Raw genomic sequence first — 24,382 nt, forward strand, 5'->3', positions numbered from 1 at the left:
TATCTTTTAGCCAACTTTCACCTACTTTTTGGTGGTATTGCGTACATTAGTGCGCTTTGTTTTTTTCCACAACGAAATGACTATGACGCGTTCCCGTTTTTTCAGGCGAAGATATATCCTCCCGTTAGCCGCTGCCGGCATTTTTGTGGTGGGGAGTTCTTTCAAGGATGACTTTTTCGAAATTGCCAAACAGCTTGAGATTTTTACGGAAGTCTATAAAGCCGTCAACATGAATTATGTAGACGAGACCAATCCGGGCGAACTGATGGACAAGGCGGCGAAAAGCATGCTTGAGGACCTGGATCCGTATACGAATTACTACAACGAGCAGGATGTCCTGAAGTATAAAATCAACAATACCGGGGAATATACCGGCATCGGGGCGCTTATGACCCGGAAAGACGGCCACCTCATCGTGCGGGAACCGTATAAAGGAAACGCCGCCGATAAAGCCGGGCTTAAAGCGGGTGATGAGATCGTAAAGGTGAACGACATTGACGTGGTCGATTTCAAAGACGACGGCGCGCAGTTGTTCCGGGGCGGCAAGAACACCAAATTCAACATTACCTATATCCGCCAGGGCAAAACCGCCACGACGCAGTTGGTGTTGGGGGAAGAAAGCACAAAGGCCGTTCCGTATTTCGCCAAAATCGATGACAAAACGGGTTATATCGCGTTATCACAGTTCACCCGCACGGCGTCATCGGAAGTACGGGAAGCCCTCGAAAGCCTCAAAAGCCAGGGAGCCGAACGCATCGTACTCGACCTGCGGGGCAATCCCGGAGGCTTGTTGCAGGAAGCGGTGGCCATCTGCGGCTTGTTCGTCCCGAAAAACGAGGTGATCGTGACCACCAAATCGAAGGTGGAAAAACACAATAATACCTACCGCACCACCAAAGAGCCCATCGATACGGAAATTCCGCTGGCCGTGTTGGTCGACGGAAAAAGCGCCTCGGCTTCTGAAATCGTATCAGGAGCTTTACAAGACCTTGACCGCGCCGTCATCATCGGAACGCGAAGCTTCGGAAAAGGACTCGTGCAACGCCCAATGGACCTGGTGTATGGCGCACAGGTAAAAGTGACGATCTCGCGCTATTACACGCCTTCCGGACGCTGCATCCAGGCGTTGGATTACCGCCACCGCGACGCCGATGGGAAAGCCGTTCGTACGGATGCGACCAAATACAATGCCTTTAAAACACGCAAAGGACGCACGGTCTACGACGGCGGAGGTATCCAGCCGGATGTTGAAGTGGCAAACGGCCAACAAAGCGCTGTTGTGGAAGCCCTCCAGAAAAACGACGGCATCTTTGATTACGCCACAAAATACTACTACGCCAAACCGAACCCGGGAGAAGCGATTCCGGTTTTGTCGGATGCCGATTATGCCGATTTCCGCCAGTTCGTAAAAGCGAAGAAACTGCAATACCAAACGCAGACGGAAGTGCAGTTGCGCCAGGCCCTGGAAACGGCTAAGAAAGAAAAACTCGACGATGCCATTTCGGCTTCCTACAACCAACTGATTGCGGCGCTTGAAAAAGGGCAGGACGACCAGTTGAGCAAGTTCCAGAAGGAAATCCGCGGCCTGATCCTCGACGAGTTGATCAAACGCTACCAATACAAGGAAGGGTTGTATAAGTACTACACAACCGCCAATCCGGAAATCAAAAAGGCTACGGAATTGCTTGCCAATTCGGCCGAGTACAACAAAATCCTGAAAAACTAATGCGTCTATTCACCTGGTTGGCCTTGCTCACCGCCGGATTTCTTCACGCACAGGAAGAGATCGTCCATTCTGTTTATTTCGAAACCAACAAATATGCCCTTCGGGAGGAGCAGGCGAAGCAGGTGGTGGCGTTTATCGCGCAAACCGACAGCACGCGCATCGAATCCATCCAGATTTTTGGGTATACCGATGATGTTGGGAAAGACGACTATAACAAGAAGCTCTCCAATAACCGCGCGAACGCCATCCGTGACAAACTCATCGAAAGCGGCGTCAAAAACAAGATCATCGTAACGATTGAAGGTAAAGGAAAGGTACTCATCGACGACGATATCGTGGACAACCTGCCGGAAGTCCGCTCCAAAAACCGCCGGGTTGACGTGGTGCTCAACATGAAACCGCTGCCGCCCATCGAATTGCCGGGCTTCTACACCGAGTTACAGAAAAAACACATTGTCGGCGACCATATTTACCTCGAGAACCTGTTGTTTGAGCGCGGCAGCAGTAAACTTACCGCGAAGTCAAAGGCGGCGCTTGACAAAATCGCCTTGTTCCTGCATCGGCATAAGAATATCGAATTCGAGATACAGGGCCACGTGTGTTGTGTTCCTCCCTACCAACGGGAAGCGATTGATCGCGACACCAAGAAGCGACAGCTTTCCAATAACCGCGCGCAAAGCGTCTACAAATACCTGATTTTCCGTAAAATCGACAAAAAACGGATGACCTTTAAGGGGTACGGCAACACCGTCCCTTTGGGCAAAGGACAGGAGTATGACCGACGCGTCGAATTTGTCATCACCAAAGCCTAACGCCGCACCATCCGGATGTGGGGGATGTCATCTTCCGGATACACCTCACCTACAGCCGTAAAGCCGGTATTTTCATAGAACCGCTTGAGATACAATTGGGCAGAAATTGTGACATGCGTCTCTCCAAACCGATCTGCTATCGCCTGCAACGACGCTTCCATCAACGGATAGCCCCATTTCCGGCTGCGAAACCTGGGGTCGATGACCACCCGTCCGATTGATGCCTCGTCGAAGTAATCACCAGGGCGGAAAAGTCGTGTATACGCTACGATTTCGCCTTCATATTCTCCCAAGACATGCAGCGCCTTCGGGTCTTTCCCGTCGATATCCTGGTAGGCGCAGGTCTGTTCAACGACGAACACTTCCGAGCGTAATTGCAGCACCCGGTACAATTCCAAAAGCCCTAATTCCTCAAAGGTGGAAACCCGTATTGTCATTCTTTTTCGATGATGCGAAGCGACCGTATGCTCGCTTCCAGTTCGTGAACCATATCGCGTTTTTGGGCCGAGGGCGCATAGCAGAAGCCTTCTACTATAAGGCAACGGCGGCGCTTGCGATCGATAATCGCGTAGTTGATGAAAGGCCCGTTCATGAAGTCGTTCCGCAGCTCCCATGTGCCTTTTGTTTCGTAAGCGCGACGGCCGCAAAGGGTGGTCGAAAGGAAATACGGTGCATACGATTCTTCGGTGATCATACGCGAATGGCGGGCCCGACCGTGTATGTACAAACGACCCACCGAGTCGCGGGCGCGGATGATGTTGCGGGCAATATCCGATCCTTTCTGGATGCTGCGTAGCGGCACTTTGTAGATGAGTAAACTCGAACTGCCGCTCATCACATCGCGTTTCAGCCACACGAAATTGCGCCGTTTCATGGCATATTTATAGTCGCCCGGAACAGCCAGGGTCACCCCGAATTTCTTCCGGATATGGGTGTCATCGAGCCGATGGGGCTCCATGTTGCGGATACTGGCGTTGATCTCGCCCGCTTTGAACACACGGATGATGCTGTCGGCATTCAGTTCCAGCGTGCCGATGATGTCTTCCGGCGTACCCGAAAGATGTACGGTGATCTGGGGCGAGGCATACTCGTCGTGTTCGATCCGGAAATCGGCTTCTTTCTGTTCTTTTACGATGACCAGGTTGCGGGGCGCGTTCCGGAAATCATCCAGGAAACGGGGGGCGTATTGGTTGATATTGAAAAGCGGTTCTTCCTGGGGCAGTCCGTCAACCGGCGCCGCCAGCTTCTTTCGCAGGCTGTCGCCTACTTCGCCATTCCAGAGCGGATCGCTCATGACGACAACGAGTGAATTGATATTCCCGGAGGTGTGTCCGTCGTCCTGCGTCTCTTTCGTGCTACAGGCCGTCAAAAAAGCCGCCAGAAGCGCGAATAGGAACCAGAAAGGGTGTTGGCGTGTATCCATAAAAAAAGCGGTTGTTAACCGCTGATTTTAAGTTTCATTCCGGGTTGAAGTTCGTCGCCCTTGATGCCGTTCCAGCGTTTGATATCCGATACCGTCACGCCCGACTTTTTGGCGATGGTGAAAAGCGAGTCGCCTTTCTTCACCAGGTAATGTTTCTGACGTGCCGCATCCTTCTGTGCAGCGGCCACATCGTGTTTCGGGTTTTCCTTCAGGATGAGCAATTTCGATCCGACGGTGATGCTGTTACCTTCAATCGCATTCCATTCCTGGATCTCAGCAACCGTTACCCCATACTTACGGGCAATTAGGCTCAGGTTATCGCCTTTTTGCACGATGTAGGAAGTCGACGGGACCGCAGGCTCTTGCTTGGTGTTATCGGCCACAATGGCCTCGCCTTTCACTTTCAGGCGGGCATCGAGCATCACGTTGTTATCTTCGATGTTGTTCCACGCTTTCAGTTCGGCGACGGTAATGCCGAACTTACGCGCAATCGAAGAGAGATTGTCACCTTTCTGCACGACATACACATCTGGTTTGGTTGTGTCTGTCGTTTTAGGTTCGGATGTGGCAACTGTTTTATCGGTTTTCTCCGGTTGTGGCGTCGTCGTCGCTACCGCCGTGTTATCCTCTTTCGCCTCGGTATAAATCCGGAGTGTCCGGCCCAGTGGCGCTGAGTTGCTTCGCAGGCGATTCCATTTTTTCAGTTGGGCAATCGACACACCATAGCGCTGTGATATCTTGCCGAGCGTTTCGCCGCGCCGCACCTTATGGTACTGCAGATCGGCTACTTCCGTCTTCACAGAGGCGGTGTCGCGGGACGCCAGACGGGCGCTGTCACGCTGTTGTGTGTATTGGTAGAAAGGTCGCTCCCGACGCGCTGCTTCGTGCTCTACGTAAGCATAAATCTTGTCTTCGTTGGAGGTGAAGACGCCGATTTTGTCGACCGGCAAACGCAGGTAGTGCATTTGGTCGGTATACGCCGGAATGGTGTTGAGTTTGTAAGACGGGTTCAGCAACTGCAACTGCGAAACGGGCACATCGAGCAAATCCGACAACTGCTTGAAGGTAATCTGGCGGCGTACCGCGACCGTATCGGTTGCAAAGTGCTTGATGATCGCGCGGTTCGGCACGATCCCATGTTCTTTGTGGTAGGTGTAGATATACATCGTCGCCAGGAATGCCGGAACATACCCCTGTGTCTCCTTCGGAAGGTTGCGACGGATATTCCAGAAATTCTCCTGGCCACCGGAGCGACGGATGGCCTTGGCCACATTCCCCGGACCTGAATTATACGAGGCCAATACGAGATCCCAATCGCCGAAGATTTTATACATATTGCTCATGTAGCGGGCGGCGGCATCACTGGCTTTCAGCGGGTCACTGCGCTCGTCTACATAACTGTCGATATCGAGGTTGTATTCTTTGCCGGTCTGGTACATGAACTGCCAGAGTCCGGTGGCACCCACGCGCGACACGGCCTTCGGGTTGAGGGCCGACTCGACGATCGCGAGGTATTTGATTTCGAGCGGCACGTTGTATTTCGCAAGCGATTCCTCAAACACCGGGAAATAGTACTCCGACAGCGCCATCAGGCGTTCGTAGGCTTTTTTGCGGTTTTTCAGGAAGGATTTGATCAGGTTTTCGAGCGCCGGGTTGTATTCGATGTTGAAAGGCGACTTCGCGTCCATTTCCTTCAGGCGCTTCTTCAGCAATTCGGTCGAGAGTTCGTAATCGACTTTCTCGTCGAGGTTGATGTTGCGGATATCGTTTGACAGCTCGGTATAAAGATCACTGTTCGCCAACTCGTTCATCCAGAGGCTGTCGACACAGGTAGCAATCTTATGCTCGACAAAGGTGGCTTTAATCGAATCGAGATAGGAAATCTTAGGCTGTTGGGGTTGTACTTCAGGGGTTGACTCGCCTCCCTGGGCAAAGGCCCCGAGGGAAAGGGAGAACAGCGCTAAGAAAGAACTTTTTATTCTACTCATAACTAAATGTTACATGTTATTGTGAAGCAAAGAGTTACGTCTTTTGCAAACATAACAGTAAATAACTGCAAAACCTGACGTTTATTGTTAAATATGCAATCTTTACTCCTGGATGGCCGCGATTCCCGGAAGGGTTCTTCCTTCCAGCATCTCCAACATCGCACCGCCTCCGGTAGAGACATAGCTCATTTTGGGCTCGAGTCCGAACTGCTTCACCGCCGAAACCGAGTCGCCTCCTCCTACCAGGGAGAAAGCACCGGAACGGGTTGCTTCGGCAATATCATTCCCTAGCGAAATGGTGCCATGTGAGAAGTTTTCCATTTCGAAAACCCCCAACGGGCCGTTCCATAGAATGGTTTTCGAGGCAAGAATTACCTCGCGGAAACGCTTCAGTGATTCCGGACCTGCGTCGAGCCCCTGCCAACCGTCTGGAATGGCATTTACAGCTACGACCTGCGTTTGGGCGTTGTTGTCGAAGGCATCTGCCGCCACGACATCGACCGGCAAGTGCACCTGCACCCCGCGTTCCTTCGCTTTCGCGAGAATCTCAAGGGCCAGTTCCTGCTTGTCGTCTTCACAGATCGAATCGCCGATACGGCCACCCTGCGCCTTGATGAAGGTGTAGGTCATACCGCCGCCGATGATCATGTGGTCGATTTTATCCAGTATGTTCTCAATGACCGTGATCTTGGAAGACACTTTGGATCCGCCCAACACGGCTGTAACCGGTTTTTCGGAATTCTTCAGCACTTTTTCCAAGGCCTCGATCTCTTTCGCAAGAAGCGTGCCGAACATTTTCGCATCCGGAAAAAACTTCGCGATGATGGTAGTCGAAGCATGGGCGCGGTGGGCCGTTCCGAAGGCATCATTCACATACACATCCCCGTAAGAGGCCAACTCCTTCGCAAATCCTTCGTCTCCTGCTTCTTCCTCTTTATAAAAACGGAGGTTCTCCAGCAACAGCACTTCGCCCGGCTGAAGCGCCGCCGCAGCCGATTGGGCCACCGGTCCACGGGAATCGTCTACAAAACGTACCTCGCGACCCAGCACTTCCTCTGTTTTTTTCACGATGTGACGAAGCGAATACTTGTCTTCTTTCCCTTTCGGACGACCGAGGTGTGACATCAGGATTACGCTTCCGCCGTCGGCCAGTATCTTGTCGATGGTGGGTTTCGCGGCCTCGATCCGGGTGGCATCGGTGACGTTGAACTGCTCATCGAGTGGTACATTAAAATCGACGCGGATCAGCGCCTTCTTTCCCTTGAAATCAAAATCCTGGATCGTCTTCATGTCGCGTTTTTGCTGGTTTTTTTTTAGAATTCACAAATATAGGCTTTTTTGCGGAAGGGAAAACCGGCCCTACACCAACAGAAAAAGGCCGCAATGGTGGTCGCGGCCTTCTCCGAAAAATAATCTAAATCAATCTACTACTATCGTTAGTGGCGTTACGCCGATCTGTTGTGTAGGGGCTGGACGCTCCGGCATACCGCAACTCACTCCGGCATGCCTGAACCGCCCGACGGAGCCTGAGTGCCACAGGACATCCATCCGATGCTACAAAGAAACAGCGGTTTGCGGACGTGTGGAATTTTTTGAGGTAAACGGGAAAAAACGCGCGGTAAACGGAGGCTTTTGCTATTCGAGTGCCCGTATCGCCGCCAGGAAGTCTTTTTCATAGCTGGCGCTGATCGGGATTTCCGCTTCCCCTATGAATACGGTTTTGTTCCGGATACGGGCGATTTTGGCCAGCGGTATAATGAACGACCGGTGTACGCGGAAGAAGCCGGTCGCCGGCAGTTTTTCCAAAATCGCCTTCATGGTCATCCGTGCGACAACCGTCCGTTGTCCGGCGATGTGAATTTTCAGGTAATCGTCGAGTCCTTCCACAAACAAAATATCCGCAATTGGGATTTTTTGCAGGCTGTAATCCGCCCGGATAAACAGGTAATTCGCCGCGGCATTCTGGTTTTCAAGTTCGTGCTGTTCGCGCACGCGCTCCATCGAGGCCGAGAAACGATCGAAGGAAAAGGGTTTCAACAGGTAGTCGGTCGCCCGCAGGTTAAAGCCTTCCACAGCATATTCCGAATAGGCCGTCGTGAACACCACCATGATCTTGTGGGGAAGCTTCTTGTGGAAGTCGATGCCGGTAATGGACGGCATGTTGATGTCGAGGAACAATAGGTCAACCGGATATTTGCGCAGGTATTTCAGCGCTTCATCCGATTTGGTAAACGTCTTCTGCAGGTCGATGAAGGGCGTTTTCCCGCAGAAGTTCTCGAGCACTGCCAGCGCAGGCGGTTCGTCGTCAAGGGCTATGGCTTTGATCATCATATCTGCAAGGTCAACTGGATGGTGTAACTTTCGTCGTCTTCTGTCACCGTCACCTGATGCCGCTCGGCATAGAGCAATTTCAGCCGTTCGAGTGTGTTTTGCATGCCGATGCCGCTGTCAGATTGCACCGAATGTACTTTCTTGTTGAAACAGCGAAGGGTAAGATCGGTATCGGTGAGCGTGATAGTAATGTCAATTTCGGAATTTTCCTCGGGATTGACACCATGCTTGAACGCATTTTCGATGAACGAGATCAGGATGAGCGGCGCAATGGTCTTGCCGATGCTGCTTCCCTCGACCTCATAGCGTATTGCCACGGTATTGCCCAGCCGCGACCGCTGTAGTGCGATGTAGTTGTTGATGTAATTGATTTCCTTCTCTAACCGGATTTCATCCTGGTTGGCGTTGTGCATGATGTAGCGCATGAGCTCCGACAATTGAATGATGGAATCGGCTGTTTTCTCGTCTTTTGCCAGCGCCAGCGAGTAAATACTGTTGAGGGTGTTGAAAAGGAAATGGGGGTTGATCTGCGCTTTCAGCCAGGAGAGCTCGGCCTGCATCTTCTCGTCGCGGGTTTTAAGGAAACGTGCGTTGACGGCGATACACAGACAGCCGATCAATCCGACGATAAACACTAGTAGGGTATGCTCATTTTGCGTGGGCTTACCGCGGAATCCCGTCGAATGGTGCCCGTGATGCGGAGCCAAAGAGCCCCATTTTTCATCTGGAAACGGTATTGGGTGCTGCGGTCGTACATGAGTGCCAATGATATCCTCAAACGGACGGTCAAGAAAATGGGAGAGCCATAGGATAAAGAACATGACCAATACGACGATTGCAAAATACGCGACGTACCTGCCCTTAAAATAGAGTCGGGGCAACAGATAAAAGTAGTTCCCGTAAAAAAAGGCCAGCAGCATGGCATAGATCACGAAATAGGTGCGGTCGTGGCCGCTGTGAAGTAAGTTAGGCCAATGCAGCAGGCCGCCATCCGAACTGAATACATACGGCAGGCACATGAATGCCAGACAGATGCAAACATGCAACAGGATGGTGGTGGGCGACAGACTTTTTTGAGACATTGCCACAAAAATAGTTGGATTGTTACGGGTTTCGAAAAAATAGCGGTGAACGGGCCGTTTTTGGGGGCGTTGCCGTTCGGATGCTTCCTATGGCGTCGGAAACTTTGGCTATATTTGCTCATGCACTTTCGGGATGTCCTTGGCCAGGACCACATAAAAAGCCATCTGACCACCAGCGCCGATGCGGGTCGTATCGCGCATGCGCAACTTTTTTGCGGCCCGGAAGGGAGTGGTACGCTTCCCATGGCGATCGCGTATGCACAATATGTGCTGTGCCGTAATGTGGGGGGCGAAAACGAAGGTGGAAATGCGGCCTGCAACTTAAAATTTGACGGGCTTTCGCACCCGGACCTGCACTTTGTGTATCCGACTGTAACGACAGAAGATGTGAAGTCGAAACCGAAAAGTGTCGATTTCCTTTCCGACTGGCGTCAGTTCCTTTCGGATACCCCTTACGGTGGCTTACTCGATTGGTACCGCCTCCTGGGTTCGGGCAACAAACAAGGCGAAATTCGGGTAGACGATGCCCAGGAAATCATGCGCATACTGTCGCTGAAATCGTATGAAGGCGGTTACAAAGCCATGATTATCTGGATGGCCGACAAAATGAACATCGCGACGGCCAATAAACTCCTGAAATTGCTCGAAGAACCCCAGGATCGCACCCTGCTGATTCTGATTGCCGAAAACGAAGAAGATGTGATGCAGACCATCCGTTCGCGCTGTCAGGTACTCACCTTCGGCGCGCTTCCGGAAGCGGTAATCGCATCGGCCCTGCAGGCCAGAGGTATCGAGGCATCGAAAGCGCGTACGGTCGCCCACCGGGCACAGGGAAATTTCAACAAGGCCCTGGAACTGTGTGGGGAAGACGGCGAAGAGGCGCGGTTTGAAAAATGGTTTGTCGACTGGGTCCGATCGGCTTTTCGGGCCAAGGGAAATGCCGCCGCCATACAGGACCTGATCCGGTGGAGCGAGGAAATTGCGGGACTAGGACGGGAAACGCAGAAGAAGTTCCTCTTGTTCTGCACCGATATGTTCCGTCAGGCTTTATTGCTCAATTATCGGGCAGAGCCGTTGGTATTCATGGAGCCGCAAGTCGATTCCTTCAAGTTTGAGAAATTTGCGCCGTTCGTGCACGGCAATAACATACAGGACATTTTCAATGAATTGTCGGATGCGCTCTACCACATCGAACGCAACGGAAACGCTAAAATCATCCTCACTGATCTATCGATCAAACTCACACGTCTTATCCATAAAAAATAAACGATATGCTTGAAAATCCCGCCTCGAAACTGGTATTACTGCTATTGGCCGCGGTGTTCATCCAATCGGCCTATGACAAAATCATGTATTGGAAAGGCAATCTGGAATGGCTGAAAGGGCATTTCGCGCAGACGCCCATCAAGAATATGGTTCCTTTCTCACTGGGGCTCATTCTCGTGTTGGAACTGGTGTCGGGTATATTCTCCATCGCCGGCTTCCTGGAGTTGATGATCAACAAAAGCCGTACGTTTGGGCAATATGGAGCGATCCTGTCATGCCTCACGTTTCTAGTCCTCCTGATCGGGCAGCGAATGGCAAAAGACTACGACGGTGCGCGCACCATTGTGATTTATTTCGTTCCGGCGGTGTTGTGCGTATTTTTTCTAGGTAGCTAATCGACAACCTGCGAGGCTGCTATGAGGCCGGCTTTATAGAGTTTTAGTTCGTCCCACGTGAAACGTTCGCCGTGACGTTCCTTTAACGGCCCGAGTGACGGATCTTCGTACCCTTCGAATATCTGTGCCAATTCCGCTATCCGCTCTTCTGGCAACACCTCGTGCAGGGCGATGGCACGCGCCTCTACCAGTTTCGCGATGTGTCCGTTGATGGTTTGCGTAGTGAGGCTTCGCAGCTCAGCTATTTCGCGAACCGACCGTTTCTCGCACCACAATTCGTAGGTCTGTATTACCGTTGATTTTTTCTTTTCCGCAGGCTCTTTCTTGCCTTTCCGTGCAGATGGACGGTCGTCTGATCCGTTTCCTCCGTTTGCTTCGCGATAGGCGTCCCGCACGCGCTTTCGAATGGCGTCGCGGTAACCGGAATGATTTTCGGTAAGCGTGGTTTTCTCCAACGGTCGACGATCGCGTATGACCGCTACCATGTCACGTGCCCGGAACAGGCGTAGTATCCGGATGGTAAGTTCGTTTTCCAACTCCTCGAGTTCCTGGTAGAATTGCCGGCCTTTCTTCCATCGGGCCACTTCCTCCATTTTCCATATGACCGCTTCCAACACCTGTTCTAACATCGGTTGGAAGTACGCGATGGCCGCGTCAAGTCGTTGGGAAACAAAGTCTATATCAGGCTCTGCGACACTGAAAAGATGGGCAAGTTGCGACTGGAATTTACGGGAAGGTTCACCGCATCCGGCTAGGGTGTTTAGCTGTTGCTGTGCCCAGGAAGCCTGTTTCGCCTTCTCCCCTTTCCCTTCATGCCGGTAGGATTCGACATGTTCCCGCCAGGCGGCAATCAGTGCATCCCACTGGAAGGTATCGAGAAGGAAATCCCTGATAAACAGCCGACTTTCCACTTCAAAGGTCGCTTCAAGGGTGGCCTGGTCGGCCCGCTGCGACGCGAAATCGACCACATCGTCATCGGTTCGCATGCCGTTCATTCGCATGGGAGAAAGCAAAACGAGTCCGTCAAGCGATCGCAACCGTGACAGTGCCACGTAGGCCTGTCCGGGCATAAATACATCCGAAACATCCAGCGCGGCACGGTCAAAGGTGAGTCCCTGGCTCTTGTGTACGGTAATCGCCCACGCCAGTTTGAGCGGATATTGGACGAAGGTTCCGATGACGTCCTCCACAATCTCCTTGGTGTTTTCGTCTACCGAATAGCGAATGTTCTGCCACTCGTACCGCTCGACCTGGATGGTGGTGTTTTCATCTGCGAAATACACAAATATCTCGGCCTCTGAAAGCGAGCGGACAACGCCCATTTTGCCATTGAAATACAGACGTTCCGGCGACGTATCGTTCTTCACGAACATCACCTGGGCGCCCGGCTTGAGCACCAGTGTTTCGTCAAGGGGGTAGATTTTATCCGGAAAGTCGCCCGTGACCTCTGCCCGATAGGTTTGAGTTGGTTCTGGAATGGCTTCCAATGTCTTGGCATTCAGCGTGTCGGCTTTTGCATTATGCGTCGTCAGCACGATGTAACCGGGGTTTTGGGCCACTTCGAAGCCCGGCCGTACGTGGCTGTTGAGCCGTTGCATGCCCGAAGCGGTTACTTTATTGTGGCGCAGGTCATTGAGGATATCGATAAAAACGGCATCGGACTGGCGGTAAATTTCGGTGAGTTCGATGTAGACCGGTGGTTGGCGTTCAATGACCTTGGCGTGGAAAAAATACCGGCCTTTGTAATAGCGACCCAGGAGTGCCCATTCCTCTTCTTTTACAACGGGTGGAAGCTGTTGTAAATCACCGATATACAGCACCTGCACCCCTCCGAACGGGCGGTTGTTCTTTCGGGTGTATTGCAGCGCGAAATCGACCGCATCGAGCAGGTCGGCACGCAACATACTTACCTCATCGATTACCAACAGTTCAAGCGCCGACAGCACCGCCCGTTTAGGGGCGCTCATTCTCAGGTGTCGTTTGAGCGATTGTCGGGTTTCGGCGCGAAAGCGATCGGAGACGTGTGGCGCACTATGATCGGGAATGAAGGCCGAAATCGGGAGGCCAAACATTGAATGGATGGTTACGCCGCCCGCGTTGAGCGCTGCAATGCCGGTGGGTGCGACGACCACCGTGTTCTTGTGCGTCGTGCGGATGATTTCGCGAAGAAGTGTCGTCTTGCCGGTGCCTGCCTTACCCGTCAGGAAAAGCGAGCGGTGCGTTTGATTGACAAAACGAAGCACGTGCCGGGCGGCGTCTGAAAACTGCTGCATGGCACAAAAGTAGGGATTGACAGGCGATTGATTTTACGGTTTTCCCGTAAAAAAAGCCCCCTTTTCAGGAGGCTTCGTATTAGTTCTTTTTCTCTTCTTTCTTGGCTTCCGGCTTTTCCTCCTTCTTGCCTTTGTATTTCTCGTTTACCAGTTCGGTAACCTCTTTGGTGATATCGTAGCTGTCTTTTGCGTACAGCACAGAAGGCGAATCACCGGTTCCGAAGATATAGTCATAGCCTTTTTCCTTGCCATACGTTTTGATGACCTCACGGATCGATTTCTTTACGCTGTCCATCTCTGACGCATGCTGCATTTGGAGTTGCTGCGACACTTGTTGGGCGGTGTACTCGAGGTACTGTTGTTTCTTTGACAACTCAGCCCCTTTCTGCTGGGCCCACGCCTGTCCGTTTGCACGGGCGTTCTGCTCGAAACTGGCGGCTTCGGCCTTAAAGTTGGCTTCCTCGACTTCAAACTTTTTGCCAATTTCTTCGCCTTTCGCTTTGTATTTTTCAGTAATGTCTTTGCATTCGATGCAGTCTTCCATCATCTTTTCCGTATCGATGTAGGCGGTTTTGACGCCGGCGGATGCACTAGTCGTTTCTTTTGTCTCGCATGAAACTGCCGCAGTGGCGATGGCGAGCATAACAAGGATTTTTTTCATGTGTCGGTTTCTAAATTTAAGCCCTCAAAAATAGGAAAATTATCGGGGGTTGTTTGTGGTTAAGGAAGCCCTATTTTATGAAATAAGCAATCGTTATGCTATTTTTCTTCCGTATTGGTTCTCTCTATAAAAAACAACGCGTTTTCAAGGCTTTTGAGCCGCTTTCGCCGCGCAGCGATGTCTGTGTGTGGGTGGGTCGTTTTTGGTTAAAGAGCGTTCTTTATTTGTCGTTTATGGCTTTTTCAAGCACGTAAATCAGCGAAGAGTATTGCCCCGTGCGCTTTGCCTTGCGGTTGGAGCGCCATCCTACCCGAAAGGCAGGTAAAAACCGCATACGCCCATTCTGGTATTTCTCTGAAAGCAGACTGACATAAAACGCGTCGAATTTCATTGGCAACACATCAACCAATTCGAAAGATGATTCAGTGGCCAACGCGCGGATAGCGGTTTGGGAAAAGTGCCAGAGGTGACGGGGTACGTCATACGCGGCCCAAAACGTTCCGTAGTACGACGCATCGTAGGATTTAAAGTTTGGAACGGCCACAAATGCAAAGCCGCCTGGCTGCAACAACCGATACAACTCGTCGAGCTGGGCCTTGGGATCCGGCACGTGTTCGAGTACGTGCCACATGGTGATGGCGGAAAATGTCCCGTCGGGAAGTGCTGATGTAGTGTTCGTCAGGGATACACCCTTCGCCTGTGCGATAGCCGCCGCCTTGGCGTTGGGTTCGAAGCCGGTTACGTCCCATCCCTGCGCAAGGGCGGTAGCGAGAAAGTCGCCCGTTCCGGCACCGATGTCAAGCAGTTTTCCTTTGGCAGCGAAACGACTGATCAAACGGCATTTTTGTTGGAGGGCATACGATTTAACCAGATGGTAAACGCGTTCGAAAAGACTTCTTTTCCCATCGGTATGGGAGATATAATCGTCACTCTCGTAATACCGCCCGAGCGCCTCAGCAGCTGGCTGCGGGTGTGTGGCCAACAGGTCAAGACGTTCACTCCGGAAAACCGTAAACAATTCATGGGATACCGAATGGTCGGGAATTTCGAGATGAGGCGTAAGATCAGGAACGTGCATTAGAAAGATAGTCGTCTTTAAGTTTCTTAAGGTATTGGGTGGCGGTGGCCAGCCAAAGGGAGTTTTCGCTGAGGCAGTCTTGGTTGGACGCGTCGACCATGGAAAGCGCTACGAACCGCGACTTTCCCGCATTCAGTTCGCCTGCCGTTACGGTTACCGTCGGGATGTAGTCGGAGGTACGGAAGTATTTTTCGAATTCGGCCGCATCATACAATAAGATGCGGAAACGCGAACCGGAGATGTCGACCTCAAAGACTTTCTCCGCCATGTTGTTTTTTTGGAAACGGTAGGTGAGAAAATCCTGGAAGTACACATCCTGCCGCGTGTCTTCAAAAATGAACGCGTTCAGGGGTGCGGAACCGATGACGTTCTTCCCGCCTTCGCGAATGACATAGTCAGGAATCGTATCACGATCGCGCATCGTGGCACACGAGGTGGTCAGCAATAGTACAATTGTCGCCAGGCCAGTAAGCATGCGCCTTACCGACATCGGTTCCACGTGAAACATCTTCATCGTCCCATGTGGATTAGCAACACAGAAATATCACTTGGCGAAACGCCGCTGATGCGCGACGCCTGTGAAATGGTCACCGGGCGGATGTGTTTGAGCTTCTGCCGTGCCTCTATCGACATCGAGCGTACTTTATCGTAGTCAAAACTATCGGGAATCTTCACATCTTCCAGTCGCGTTAACTTGTCGGCGTTGTTGCGTTCGCGTTCGATATAGCCGGCGTACTTGACCTGTACTTCGGCCTGTTCGAGGATTTCGCGGTCCGGCTGGTGCTCATTGATGTAGGTGGCCACGCTTTCCACCGTCATCAAATCGTCGAGATCCACCTGCGGACGCGAAAGCAGTTTGAATAATTTATCGGATTGTATGATTGGGGCGGAATCCTTCGATTCGAGAATCGGGTTCATTTCCGCGACACTGACGCTGGTCGTACGGAAAAACTGTACCATCTTCTCGGCTTCGGCGAACTTGTGTTCCATACGGCGCATCCGCGATTCCGATGCTAATCCAATTTCAAACGATTTGGGCGTAAGACGGAAATCGGCGTTATCCTGTCGTAGCAACGTTCTGTATTCAGCACGGGACGTAAACATCCGGTAGGGCTCTTCTGTTCCTTTTGTAATTAAGTCGTCGATCAATACCCCGATGTAAGCTTCATCACGCCGTAACACAAGTGGATCCTTTTCGTGAATCTTCAGGTGCGCGTTGATGCCGGCCATGAGTCCTTGTGACGCCGCTTCCTCATATCCTGTCGTGCCGTTGATTTGCCCGGCGAAGTACAGGTTCTCCACCAATTTGGTTTCGAGTGTATGTTTCAATTGCGTTGGTGGGAAGTAATCGTATTCGATCGCGTAACCCGGACGGAAGAACTTGACGTTCTCAAAACCGGCTACCGACTTCAGTGCTTTGTATTGCACATCTTCTGGCAGCGACGTGGAAAAGCCGTTCACGTATACTTCCACCGTGTCCCAGCCTTCCGGCTCTATAAAGAGTTGGTGCCGTTCTTTATCGGCAAAGCGATTGATTTTATCTTCTATGGAAGGACAGTAACGTGGTCCGAGACTTTTGATGCGGCCGTTGAACATGGGCGAACGATCAAACCCTTCCCGTAGGATGTCGTGTACGTCGTTCGAGGTGTACGTCATCCAGCAGGATTTTTGCCGCTCCAACGGGCGTGTTTCGTCAGAATACGAAAACTTATCCGGACGCGCATCGCCTTTCTCCTCATTCATTTTGGAATAATCCAACGAGCGACCGTCGACGCGGGGAGGTGTACCTGTCTTCATGCGGCCGGACTCAAAACCCGCGCGCACCAGGTCTTCCGTAATGCCGAACGATGCACTCTCTCCTGCCCTTCCGCCGCCAAACTGTTTCTCACCAATATGAATAAGTCCGTTCAGAAAGGTGCCATTTGTCAACACTACGGCGCGGCCTCGTATTTCGATTCCGAGCGAAGTCCGAACGCCACGCACTTTCCCGTTCTCAATCAATAACCCTGAAACCATCTCTTGATAGAAGTCGAGGTTGGGTGTGCGCTCTAACATCAATCGCCACTCTTCCGCAAACCGCATCCGGTCACTTTGCACGCGCGGCGACCACATGGCAGGTCCTTTCGACTTGTTTAGCATTTTGAATTGTATGCCCGTCTTATCCGACACAATACCCGAGTAGCCTCCGAGGGCGTCAATCTCGCGAACGATCTGTCCCTTTGCAATGCCGCCCATGGCAGGGTTGCACGACATTTGTGCGATGTTCTGCAAACTCATCGTTACCAATAGAGTCTTTGAACCCAGATTAGCAGCGGCGGCAGCAGCCTCGGAACCGGCATGCCCAGCCCCTACTACAATCACATCATATACATCTTGAAACATATCGAAAGTGTTCCACGTGGAACATCTATTGGTTGATTTATGAATTGTGTTCCACGTGGAACATCGCAATCTTCTCTTCTTCTTTTGTTCGCATCAGCGTCTCATCCTCCGGTGACTTGTCTTTGTAACCACAGTAATGTAGGACGCCGTGGGCCATTACCCGTAATAATTCTTCTTCAAAGGCCACGTTGAAATCGACCGCATTGTCTTGTACGCGCTCCACCGAAATGAAGATATCGCCGCTAATCTCGTTGCCTAAAGAGTAATCGAAGCTGATGATATCCGTTAAGGTGTCGTGCTGCAAATACTGAACATTTATCTCGTGTAAGTATGCGTCGTCACAGAACACATAACTAATCTCCCCTTCCTTTTTGCCTTCTGATTGTACCACACGAGAAATCCAATCGCCATAGCGCGACTCATTCGTGAGCTCAAAATCTGATTCGTAGTTAAAGGTTATCATTGCCTTTGAAATATTCCTGCACCTTTCGGTTGTAATTCGCGCGCAAAGGTAAGGTTTGCCGGTTTAATATTTCAATACTGTTCAGGTACTGTTGCAAAGCAGGGTCGATTGGTGTGGCCGTATTGGTAAACTCCTTTCGGTTCGTCTGCGACTGGCGTTTCTTTTCTTCGCCCTGTTGCTGCATGGCTCTCTCCAACTTCAGCAACTCCTGCTTAGCGTTGAACATGCGTTGCAAGGTCTCATTACGAAAACCTTTATTGAGCAATTGCTTCTCCAGTTCCTTCATCTGGTTCACGGCGTTCTGTCCGGTGCCGCCCATTCCCTTCTTCTCCAACTCGCGTTCGAGCGCTTCCCGCAATTGTCGCTGCTCCTTATATATACGCATGATCTCACCGGCCTGCCCTTCTCCATCTTCGCCATTCTCGCCTTCTCCCTGGCCCGACTGTCCTTTTCCGCCGGGCTCTTTGCCCGACTTGCCATCTTTGCCCTGTTTGCCGTCGCCGGGCTTCTGGCCTTGTCCTTCACCTGGTTTCTCTCCGGGCTTTTCACCGGGTTTCTCGCCCGGCTTTTGCCCCTGCATGCTCTGCTGCATCTGCTGGCCCAATTGTCCTTGCTTCTGTATGATATCCGGCAACTGCATACCTTCGCCTTGTCCGGGTTTCGGTTTTCCTTGTCCCATCATACCCGACATCGACATCTGCATGCCATTCATCACATCGCTCAACATATCTGCCAAACGATTGGCCGCCGCGGTGGCATACTGCTGATTCGTGACGCCTTTCGGCACATTCCCCTCCACCAGGTTATCCAGCGATTTGTCAACGTTGTAATGCACGTTACCCACTTCTTCGGTAATCGTTTCACCAATTTTCGGATTGCGGAGCGACATTGCAAACAGACTGTCGTCTACGTGCACGAACTGCTGCTTGAGGTCTTGCTGGCGTTTGAGATTCTTATTGTAGGACGGTGAGCTCCGTTTCAGTTCGCGGAAATCCTTCATCAAATCCTCTTGTGAAAACGAATACGCCACCAGGTTGTCGAGTATCTGGCGCAGCGTTTTGATGTCTTCATCCATCTGTTCCATCTCACCTGATTGCATCGACTGCATCATGTTCGCACTCATTTGTTGCATCTTCCGGGCGGCGCTTTTCTGCTTTGGCTTGGCGCCTGCCTTATTGTCTTTTTGCAACTGATCCGACGCGTTCTTCATGTCTTCATCGACGGCCTTTTGCATCTCTTCCGACTTCGGGATATCCATAGGCGACTTCAGCTCCTGGTTCTCCTGTTGCAACTCCTTTAGGTCTTCCTGTATCTTGTCGAACTCCTTCTGGATCTCGTTCTGCTTCTCCGCTGTATTCTCTTTGTCGTTGTTGGCGAGTTTCTCCTGCTTCTCCGACAAATCCTTCAATTTGTTCGCCAGTTGCTCTGCCTTCTTCTGCACATAATACCGCTTCGTCAACTCCACCAACTGCTGCAGGTTCTTCACCTGGTTCTTCGAGCTTTGTTTGAGTTGGTCCATCTTTTCCATCAACTCTTCCTGCCGGATTTTGTCGTTGAGTTCCTTCAGTTGGTCCAGTAATTTCTGGGTCTCCTCTGAGAGCTTTTCGTTCTTTTCGATACGGTCTTTTAGCTCTTCTTTGAATTCGTCTTTCTTATCTGTCTTAAACTCGTCGAGGTTTTTCTTGAGTTTCTCTGAGAACTCCTTCATCATCTTATCCTGCTGCTCCTGCCGCTTGATGAACTCGTCGACTTTCTTCTGGTCTTTGAAATCAAGGTTGTCCTTCTGCTTGGTCAGGTTCTGCAATTTGTCAAGCTCGTTGAGCTGCTTGTTCTGTTCTTTGACCGACTTCTCCAGTCCGTTCATAGTGTTGTTCTGTTGTTGGAACAACTGGTCCTCCTTCTCTTCGTCGGTCGCGATACGGTCTGAGAATACAGTTGAGCGCGACTTCTTATAGCCGTGCGGTGCATCGTTATCCGACACTTCAAAATAGTACTCATACGACACGCCCTGCTCTACCGGGAGGTTTGCCGGGAAAGTAAAGATGAACTGGTCAAACAGTTCTTTCTTTACGGGAAGCGCCGCCTTCTTTGCGAGGTTTTCCTTTCCTTGTGGATAATACACGATATGAAGCGCGGCCAATCCATAATCATCGGCCACCCGTCCAACCAAAACGTCTTTCGCTACTTTCAGGCTATCGGGTGCATTGCCCACGTTGATCGACGGAAACTGGTCTTTCACCACCGACAATTGATACGTCAGCCGCTCGTGATGACGGACCTTATCGTTTGACGTCAGCACCTGATAATCGATCGGCTGTTGGATGGTGCGTGTGAAGCGGAAACGATTGCCGTCTTTAGCAAACGGAAACGTCGCCTCACCTGTGGCCCATTCTACTGCCGCTGTCGCGACCGTGCCTACATCCCAGGTAACGCGCGCACCTTCCGGCACGACCGCATTACCGGTTCCTTTGATGGTTTGGGACGGACGGCGGAGATAGGATGGGAAATCCACCCGCATCACAAAGTTGGAGATCGCCGGCACTGCCACCACTTGCAATTCGTAATCCCGCGACGGGATGTTATTGGCCTCCACGTGGAACAATTCCGTACCGGATGGTTTTTGAAACCGGTACTCAAACAGGCCCGGCTCAACCGATTCCATCGAATAATTTTCATCGCCGATGAAGATCGTGGCATCTTCCGGCACGATGCGACCCACTGTGCGAACCTGGAACACGAAATCACTTCCCTGTTCGGTGGCCAGGCTTTCGTTCACCACTACAAAACGGAACGGTGCCGGCGGCGTATACGAGGTGCGGAAATGCACTACGCGATCCAGACTTTGGTTCAGTACACTGCCGTTTCCGGAGATATAAAACACCAGGAAAAATAACACCGGCAACAACGCCAACGGAAGGTATTTCCGGTTCTTGCGATAGTTTACGGCGTTGGTGAACGGAATGGGCTGCAAGGCATCCGCTTTTTGTGCGATCGAGGCCAGTAATAACTCCGACTTGTTGTTATCGCGCGACAATTGAAGAAAGTTCGTGAGCTTGTCAGACACTTCGGAAAAATGCCGTCCAATGATAGCCGATGCTTCATCGTATCCAATCCCCTTCTGCAATTTGAACAGGCGGGACAACGGAAACAGGATGTAGCGCCCAAGCAGGAACACTTCCACCAAAACAAACGCCCAGAACAACACCGTGCGCCCCGACGGACGCAGCCAGAGGAAATACTCCAGGCATAACGTAAAAAGAAAATACAGCAACCCGAGCCCTGTAAATAACAGGATTCCCCTCAATAGCTCATTGGTATAGTACTTCCGGATGAAGCCTTCGAGTTTGTCGTAAATGATCGTTGAATTATCCACCGTGCGGTTCACATTGTTAATAACCGATAAAAGTAACAATTGCGACGGAAAGTAAGTGTTAAACTTCTCCCTATCGCCTGCGTTGTCCATGCCCACGGCTTTGTTGTATCTTTGCCGAAATTTTCGAGTCATGAACCGACCGGTACGCGTTCGCTTTGCGCCAAGTCCCACCGGCCCGCTCCACATCGGAGGGGTCCGCACCGCCCTTTTCAACTACCTTTTCGCCCGGAAACACGGGGGTGTTTTCTACCTTCGGATTGAAGATACCGACCAAAGCCGGTTCGTTCCGGGTGCGGAATCGTATATCTTCGAAGCGCTTGAATGGCTCGGTATCGCGCCAAGTGAAACCGTCGGGAAGAATGAGAAATTCGGTCCGTACCGCCAAAGCGAGCGGAAGGAACTCTATCGTGGCTACGTGCAACAATTGCTTGATTCCGGATGGGCGTATTACGCATTCGACACCGCCGAGGCGCTCGATGCGCACCGGAAACAGCACGAGGCGAACGGAAAAACCTTCATCTATAACTGGCACAACCGCGAAAAACTTGATACGTCACTGCGACTTACCCCGGACGAGACGGCAAAACGCATCGCATCCGAAGAGTACGTCGTACGCTTTAAAACACCCGTAAACGAAGTGCTCGAGCTACACGACCTCATCCGTGGGGAGGTAAAATTCGACACCAATCTTCTCGACGATAAAGTACTGTTCAAATCCGATGGGATGCCGACTTACCACCTTGCGAACGTGGTAGACGACCACTTGATGGAAACCTCGCACGTCATCCGCGGTGAAGAATGGCTTCCTTCCCTCCCACTCCATCACCTGTTGTATAAAGCATTTGGTTGGGAGGCACCGGAATTCGCCCACTTACCGCTCATCCTGAAACCCATCGGCAACGGCAAGCTGTCAAAACGCGATGGGGATAAAATGGGATTCCCGGTATTTCCGTTGGAATGGACGAGTGCCGAAGGCGTCTCGTCAGGCTATCGCGAAGCGGGTTATTTCCCGGAGGCGGTTGTTAACTTCCTCGCTTTATTGGGATGGAACGATGGTACAGACAAGGAACTCTTTTCGCTTGACGAACTAGCGGACGTCTTTGACCTGGCGCGCGTGCACAAAGCCGGCGCGAAGTTCGATCCGGAGAAAAATAAATGGTTCAACCACCAATACCTCATCCGCCAGGACGACGACACATTGGCGAAGGCATTTGCGCCGTTGTTGTATGCTAAAGGAATCCCGGCCGACTTCGGTACGGTGACCCGCATCGTGTCGCTGGTAAAAGAGCGTGCGGATTTCGTATCGGATCTGTGGGAACTCTCCTCCTACTTCTTTGAGGCACCGAATTCGTATGATGAAAAGGCGGCGAAGAACTGGAAAGACGACACGTCCCCATTGATGGAACGTCTGGCGGCGGTAATCGAGTCGGTAACTGAGTTCACCTCCTCTAACCTGGAAGCTACGATCAAAGACTGGATGGCGCAAAACGAAATCGGCATGGGGAAAATCATGCAGCCCTTCCGTTTGAGCCTGGTGGGCGCGTTGAAAGGTCCACACCTGTTCGACATAGCCGAAGTTATTGGAAAAGAGGAAACCCTGCGCCGAATACGGGCTGCCGTGACATACTTCAGGTCGGAATCGTAACCGCGAAACGTCATTTTGTAACTTTTGTCTGAAGGGCGCGTATAAACACCGTTAACCTTAAATCAGACAAAATGGATTTTCCTATTCCGCTTATCGTGGCCTTAATCGTAGGCCTCGTCATTTTCTTTTCGTGTTTCTTTACCGTAAAGCAACAGTCATCTGTGATTATTGAACGCTTTGGGAAGTTCCAGAGTGTGCGGAATTCAGGATTGCAACTCAAGATACCGATCATCGACCGTCTCGCCGGACGGGTGAACCTCCGGATCCAACAATTAGATGTCGTGATCGAAACCAAGACGCGCGACAACGTCTTTGTGAAAATGAAAGTGTCGGTGCAGTTCAAGGTCATCCAGGAGAAGGTATACGACGCGTTTTACAAGCTCGAATACCCGCATGACCAGATCACAGCGTACGTTTTCGACGTGGTGCGCGCCGAGGTCCCGAAATTGAAACTGGATGATGTGTTCGAGCGTAAAGACGATATCGCCATCGCGGTCAAACGCGAATTGAACGAAGCAATGACGACCTATGGCTACGACATCATCAACACGCTGGTAACGGATATCGATCCGGACATACAGGTGAAAAACGCGATGAACCGTATCAACGCGGCCGATCGTGAGAAAACGGCGACTGAGTTTGAAGCCGAATCGGCCCGTATCCGTATCGTAGCCAAAGCAAAGGCAGAAGCCGAAAGCAAGCGCCTTCAGGGACAAGGTATTGCAGACCAGCGTCGGGAAATTGCACGCGGACTCGTAGAAAGTGTGGAAATACTCAACAATGTGGGAATCAATTCGCAGGAAGCCTCTTCCCTCATCGTCGTGACGCAACACTACGACACCTTGCAGCAAATTGGCTCGGATACGAACTCGAACCTGATCCTGTTGCCGAACTCACCACAGGCCGCCACCGACATGCTGAACAACATGGTCGCCTCGTTTGCGGCCTCCAACCAGGTGGGCGAAATGATGAAGGCCACCAAAGCAAGAAAGCCAAAATCATCGGAGTCCGGCGAACGACCGCACGAAGATGAGCAACCCGCTTAACTAAAAAAAGAGGTCCGATGGGCCTCTTTTCTTTTTTAGTTTTTCGACGCGGTGACGCTCTGTTTCAACTGCTTCAGTTTTTGCTCGAGTGCCTCGATGACTTCTTCCGCCTTCATATCGGCTTTTGTTACGAGATCGTCAAACGATTGGGTGAAGTCTTTCGGATCGCCTTTGAACTGATCCTTCAACTTTTCGTAAAGGTCATCGTATGTATCGCCGAGCGCTTTCTTTCCGTCTTTGATACCGTCGCGAATTTTTCCACGGGTTTTTGATCCTTTGTCAGGAGCAAACAAAATACCGGCGGCAGCACCGAGTGCGACACCTGTCAAAAGTGCGATAAGGAGGTTCGAACTGTTCTTTGACATGGCTTTGTATTTAAAGTTGAACCTAAAGTTACGTTTTTTACGTCAACCGTGCCGTTAAGGCGTCGTTAAACCT

At 51.4% G+C, this 24,382-nt stretch carries 20 protein-coding genes; 6 read left to right on the forward strand and 14 right to left on the reverse strand.

All coding sequences use genetic code 11. From position 1 onward, the window contains the following. The first annotated feature begins 82 nt into the window (after window positions 1–82). Window positions 83–1,726: a S41 family peptidase gene (locus tag MKO97_RS02910; RefSeq protein ID WP_241104572.1), complete on the forward strand. Its 1,644-nt coding sequence runs from the start codon at window positions 83–85 to the stop codon at window positions 1,724–1,726. Continuing rightward, entirely contained in the window at window positions 1,726–2,538 is an 813-nt protein-coding gene (locus tag MKO97_RS02915; protein WP_241104573.1) for an OmpA family protein, read from the forward strand. Before MKO97_RS02910 ends, MKO97_RS02915 begins: the two co-directional genes overlap by 1 nt. Here the strand turns inward: MKO97_RS02915 and MKO97_RS02920 are convergent. The 6 genes from MKO97_RS02920 to MKO97_RS02945 form a co-directional block, all read right to left on the reverse strand. After that, a complete protein-coding gene (locus MKO97_RS02920) occupies window positions 2,535–2,975 on the reverse strand; it encodes a GNAT family N-acetyltransferase (RefSeq protein WP_241104574.1) in 441 nt (146 codons plus the stop codon). The genes MKO97_RS02915 and MKO97_RS02920 overlap by 4 nt on opposite strands. After that, a complete protein-coding gene (locus MKO97_RS02925) occupies window positions 2,972–3,961 on the reverse strand; it encodes a DUF4837 family protein (RefSeq protein ID WP_241104575.1) in 990 nt (329 codons plus the stop codon). The genes MKO97_RS02920 and MKO97_RS02925 overlap by 4 nt, the downstream gene beginning before the upstream one ends. 14 nt (window positions 3,962–3,975) lie before the next feature. After that, window positions 3,976–5,949 (reverse strand): LysM peptidoglycan-binding domain-containing protein, encoded by a 1,974-nt coding sequence (locus tag MKO97_RS02930; protein ID WP_241104576.1) that lies wholly within the window; start codon window positions 5,947–5,949, stop codon window positions 3,976–3,978. Between the two features lie 102 nt (window positions 5,950–6,051). Further along, window positions 6,052–7,239 (reverse strand): phosphoglycerate kinase, encoded by a 1,188-nt coding sequence (gene pgk / locus MKO97_RS02935; RefSeq protein ID WP_241104577.1) that lies wholly within the window; start codon window positions 7,237–7,239, stop codon window positions 6,052–6,054. Window positions 7,240–7,584: 345 nt separating this feature from the next. Next, window positions 7,585–8,280 (reverse strand): LytTR family DNA-binding domain-containing protein, encoded by a 696-nt coding sequence (locus MKO97_RS02940; protein WP_241104578.1) that lies wholly within the window; start codon window positions 8,278–8,280, stop codon window positions 7,585–7,587. Next, window positions 8,277–9,362, reverse strand: coding sequence for a sensor histidine kinase (locus MKO97_RS02945; protein WP_241104579.1), 1,086 nt, complete (start codon window positions 9,360–9,362; stop codon window positions 8,277–8,279). Before MKO97_RS02945 ends, MKO97_RS02940 begins: the two co-directional genes overlap by 4 nt. Before the next feature lie 120 nt (window positions 9,363–9,482). Between MKO97_RS02945 and MKO97_RS02950 the strand changes: the two genes are divergently transcribed. Both MKO97_RS02950 and MKO97_RS02955 read left to right on the forward strand, forming a co-directional pair. After that, complete coding sequence (locus MKO97_RS02950) at window positions 9,483–10,628, forward strand: ATP-binding protein (protein ID WP_241104580.1); 1,146 nt, start codon at window positions 9,483–9,485, stop codon at window positions 10,626–10,628. Between the two features lie 5 nt (window positions 10,629–10,633). Continuing rightward, window positions 10,634–11,023 carry a DoxX family protein gene (locus MKO97_RS02955; RefSeq protein WP_241104581.1) on the forward strand — a complete coding sequence of 130 codons (390 nt, stop codon included), beginning with the start codon at window positions 10,634–10,636 and terminating at the stop codon, window positions 11,021–11,023. On the opposite strand, the gene MKO97_RS02960 is transcribed toward MKO97_RS02955, so the two are convergent. The 7 genes from MKO97_RS02960 to MKO97_RS02990 form a co-directional block, all read right to left on the reverse strand. Further along, complete coding sequence (locus MKO97_RS02960; protein ID WP_241104582.1) at window positions 11,020–13,296, reverse strand: helix-turn-helix domain-containing protein; 2,277 nt, start codon at window positions 13,294–13,296, stop codon at window positions 11,020–11,022. The two genes, MKO97_RS02955 and MKO97_RS02960, sit on opposite strands and share 4 nt — an antisense overlap. Before the next feature lie 79 nt (window positions 13,297–13,375). Next, window positions 13,376–13,957 carry an OmpH family outer membrane protein gene (locus MKO97_RS02965; RefSeq protein ID WP_241104583.1) on the reverse strand — a complete coding sequence of 194 codons (582 nt, stop codon included), beginning with the start codon at window positions 13,955–13,957 and terminating at the stop codon, window positions 13,376–13,378. 220 nt (window positions 13,958–14,177) lie between these two features. Then, the gene (locus MKO97_RS02970; RefSeq protein ID WP_241104584.1) at window positions 14,178–15,035 is read right to left on the reverse strand and encodes a class I SAM-dependent methyltransferase; all 858 of its coding nucleotides are present in this window, start codon (window positions 15,033–15,035) and stop codon (window positions 14,178–14,180) included. Beyond that, window positions 15,022–15,549: a hypothetical protein gene (locus MKO97_RS02975; protein ID WP_241104585.1), complete on the reverse strand. Its 528-nt coding sequence runs from the start codon at window positions 15,547–15,549 to the stop codon at window positions 15,022–15,024. The genes MKO97_RS02970 and MKO97_RS02975 overlap by 14 nt, the downstream gene beginning before the upstream one ends. Then, window positions 15,546–17,417, reverse strand: a complete 1,872-nt coding sequence (gene mnmG, locus MKO97_RS02980; RefSeq protein WP_241104586.1) for a tRNA uridine-5-carboxymethylaminomethyl(34) synthesis enzyme MnmG — start codon at window positions 17,415–17,417, stop codon at window positions 15,546–15,548. The genes MKO97_RS02975 and mnmG overlap by 4 nt, the downstream gene beginning before the upstream one ends. Window positions 17,418–17,454: 37 nt before the next feature. After that, entirely contained in the window at window positions 17,455–17,880 is a 426-nt protein-coding gene (gene ybeY, locus MKO97_RS02985) for an rRNA maturation RNase YbeY (RefSeq protein ID WP_241104587.1), read from the reverse strand. Continuing rightward, window positions 17,867–21,343 carry a DUF4175 family protein gene (locus MKO97_RS02990; RefSeq protein WP_241104588.1) on the reverse strand — a complete coding sequence of 1,159 codons (3,477 nt, stop codon included), beginning with the start codon at window positions 21,341–21,343 and terminating at the stop codon, window positions 17,867–17,869. Before MKO97_RS02990 ends, ybeY begins: the two co-directional genes overlap by 14 nt. Window positions 21,344–21,383: 40 nt before the next feature. On the opposite strand from MKO97_RS02990, the gene gltX reads away from it, so the two are divergent. Beyond that, the gene (gene gltX / locus MKO97_RS02995; RefSeq protein ID WP_241104589.1) at window positions 21,384–22,898 is read left to right on the forward strand and encodes a glutamate--tRNA ligase; all 1,515 of its coding nucleotides are present in this window, start codon (window positions 21,384–21,386) and stop codon (window positions 22,896–22,898) included. 71 nt (window positions 22,899–22,969) lie between these two features. Beyond that, complete coding sequence (locus tag MKO97_RS03000) at window positions 22,970–23,944, forward strand: SPFH domain-containing protein (RefSeq protein WP_241104590.1); 975 nt, start codon at window positions 22,970–22,972, stop codon at window positions 23,942–23,944. Between the two features lie 35 nt (window positions 23,945–23,979). Here the strand turns inward: MKO97_RS03000 and MKO97_RS03005 are convergent, their stop codons facing one another. Continuing rightward, on the reverse strand, window positions 23,980–24,309 hold the full coding sequence (locus MKO97_RS03005) for a YtxH domain-containing protein (RefSeq protein WP_241104591.1): 330 nt from the start codon (window positions 24,307–24,309) through the stop codon (window positions 23,980–23,982). Window positions 24,310–24,382 lie beyond the last annotated feature (73 nt).

It is taken from the genome of Flavobacterium sp. HJ-32-4, from assembly GCF_022532105.1.
GTDB lineage: Bacteria > Bacteroidota > Bacteroidia > Flavobacteriales > Flavobacteriaceae > Flavobacterium.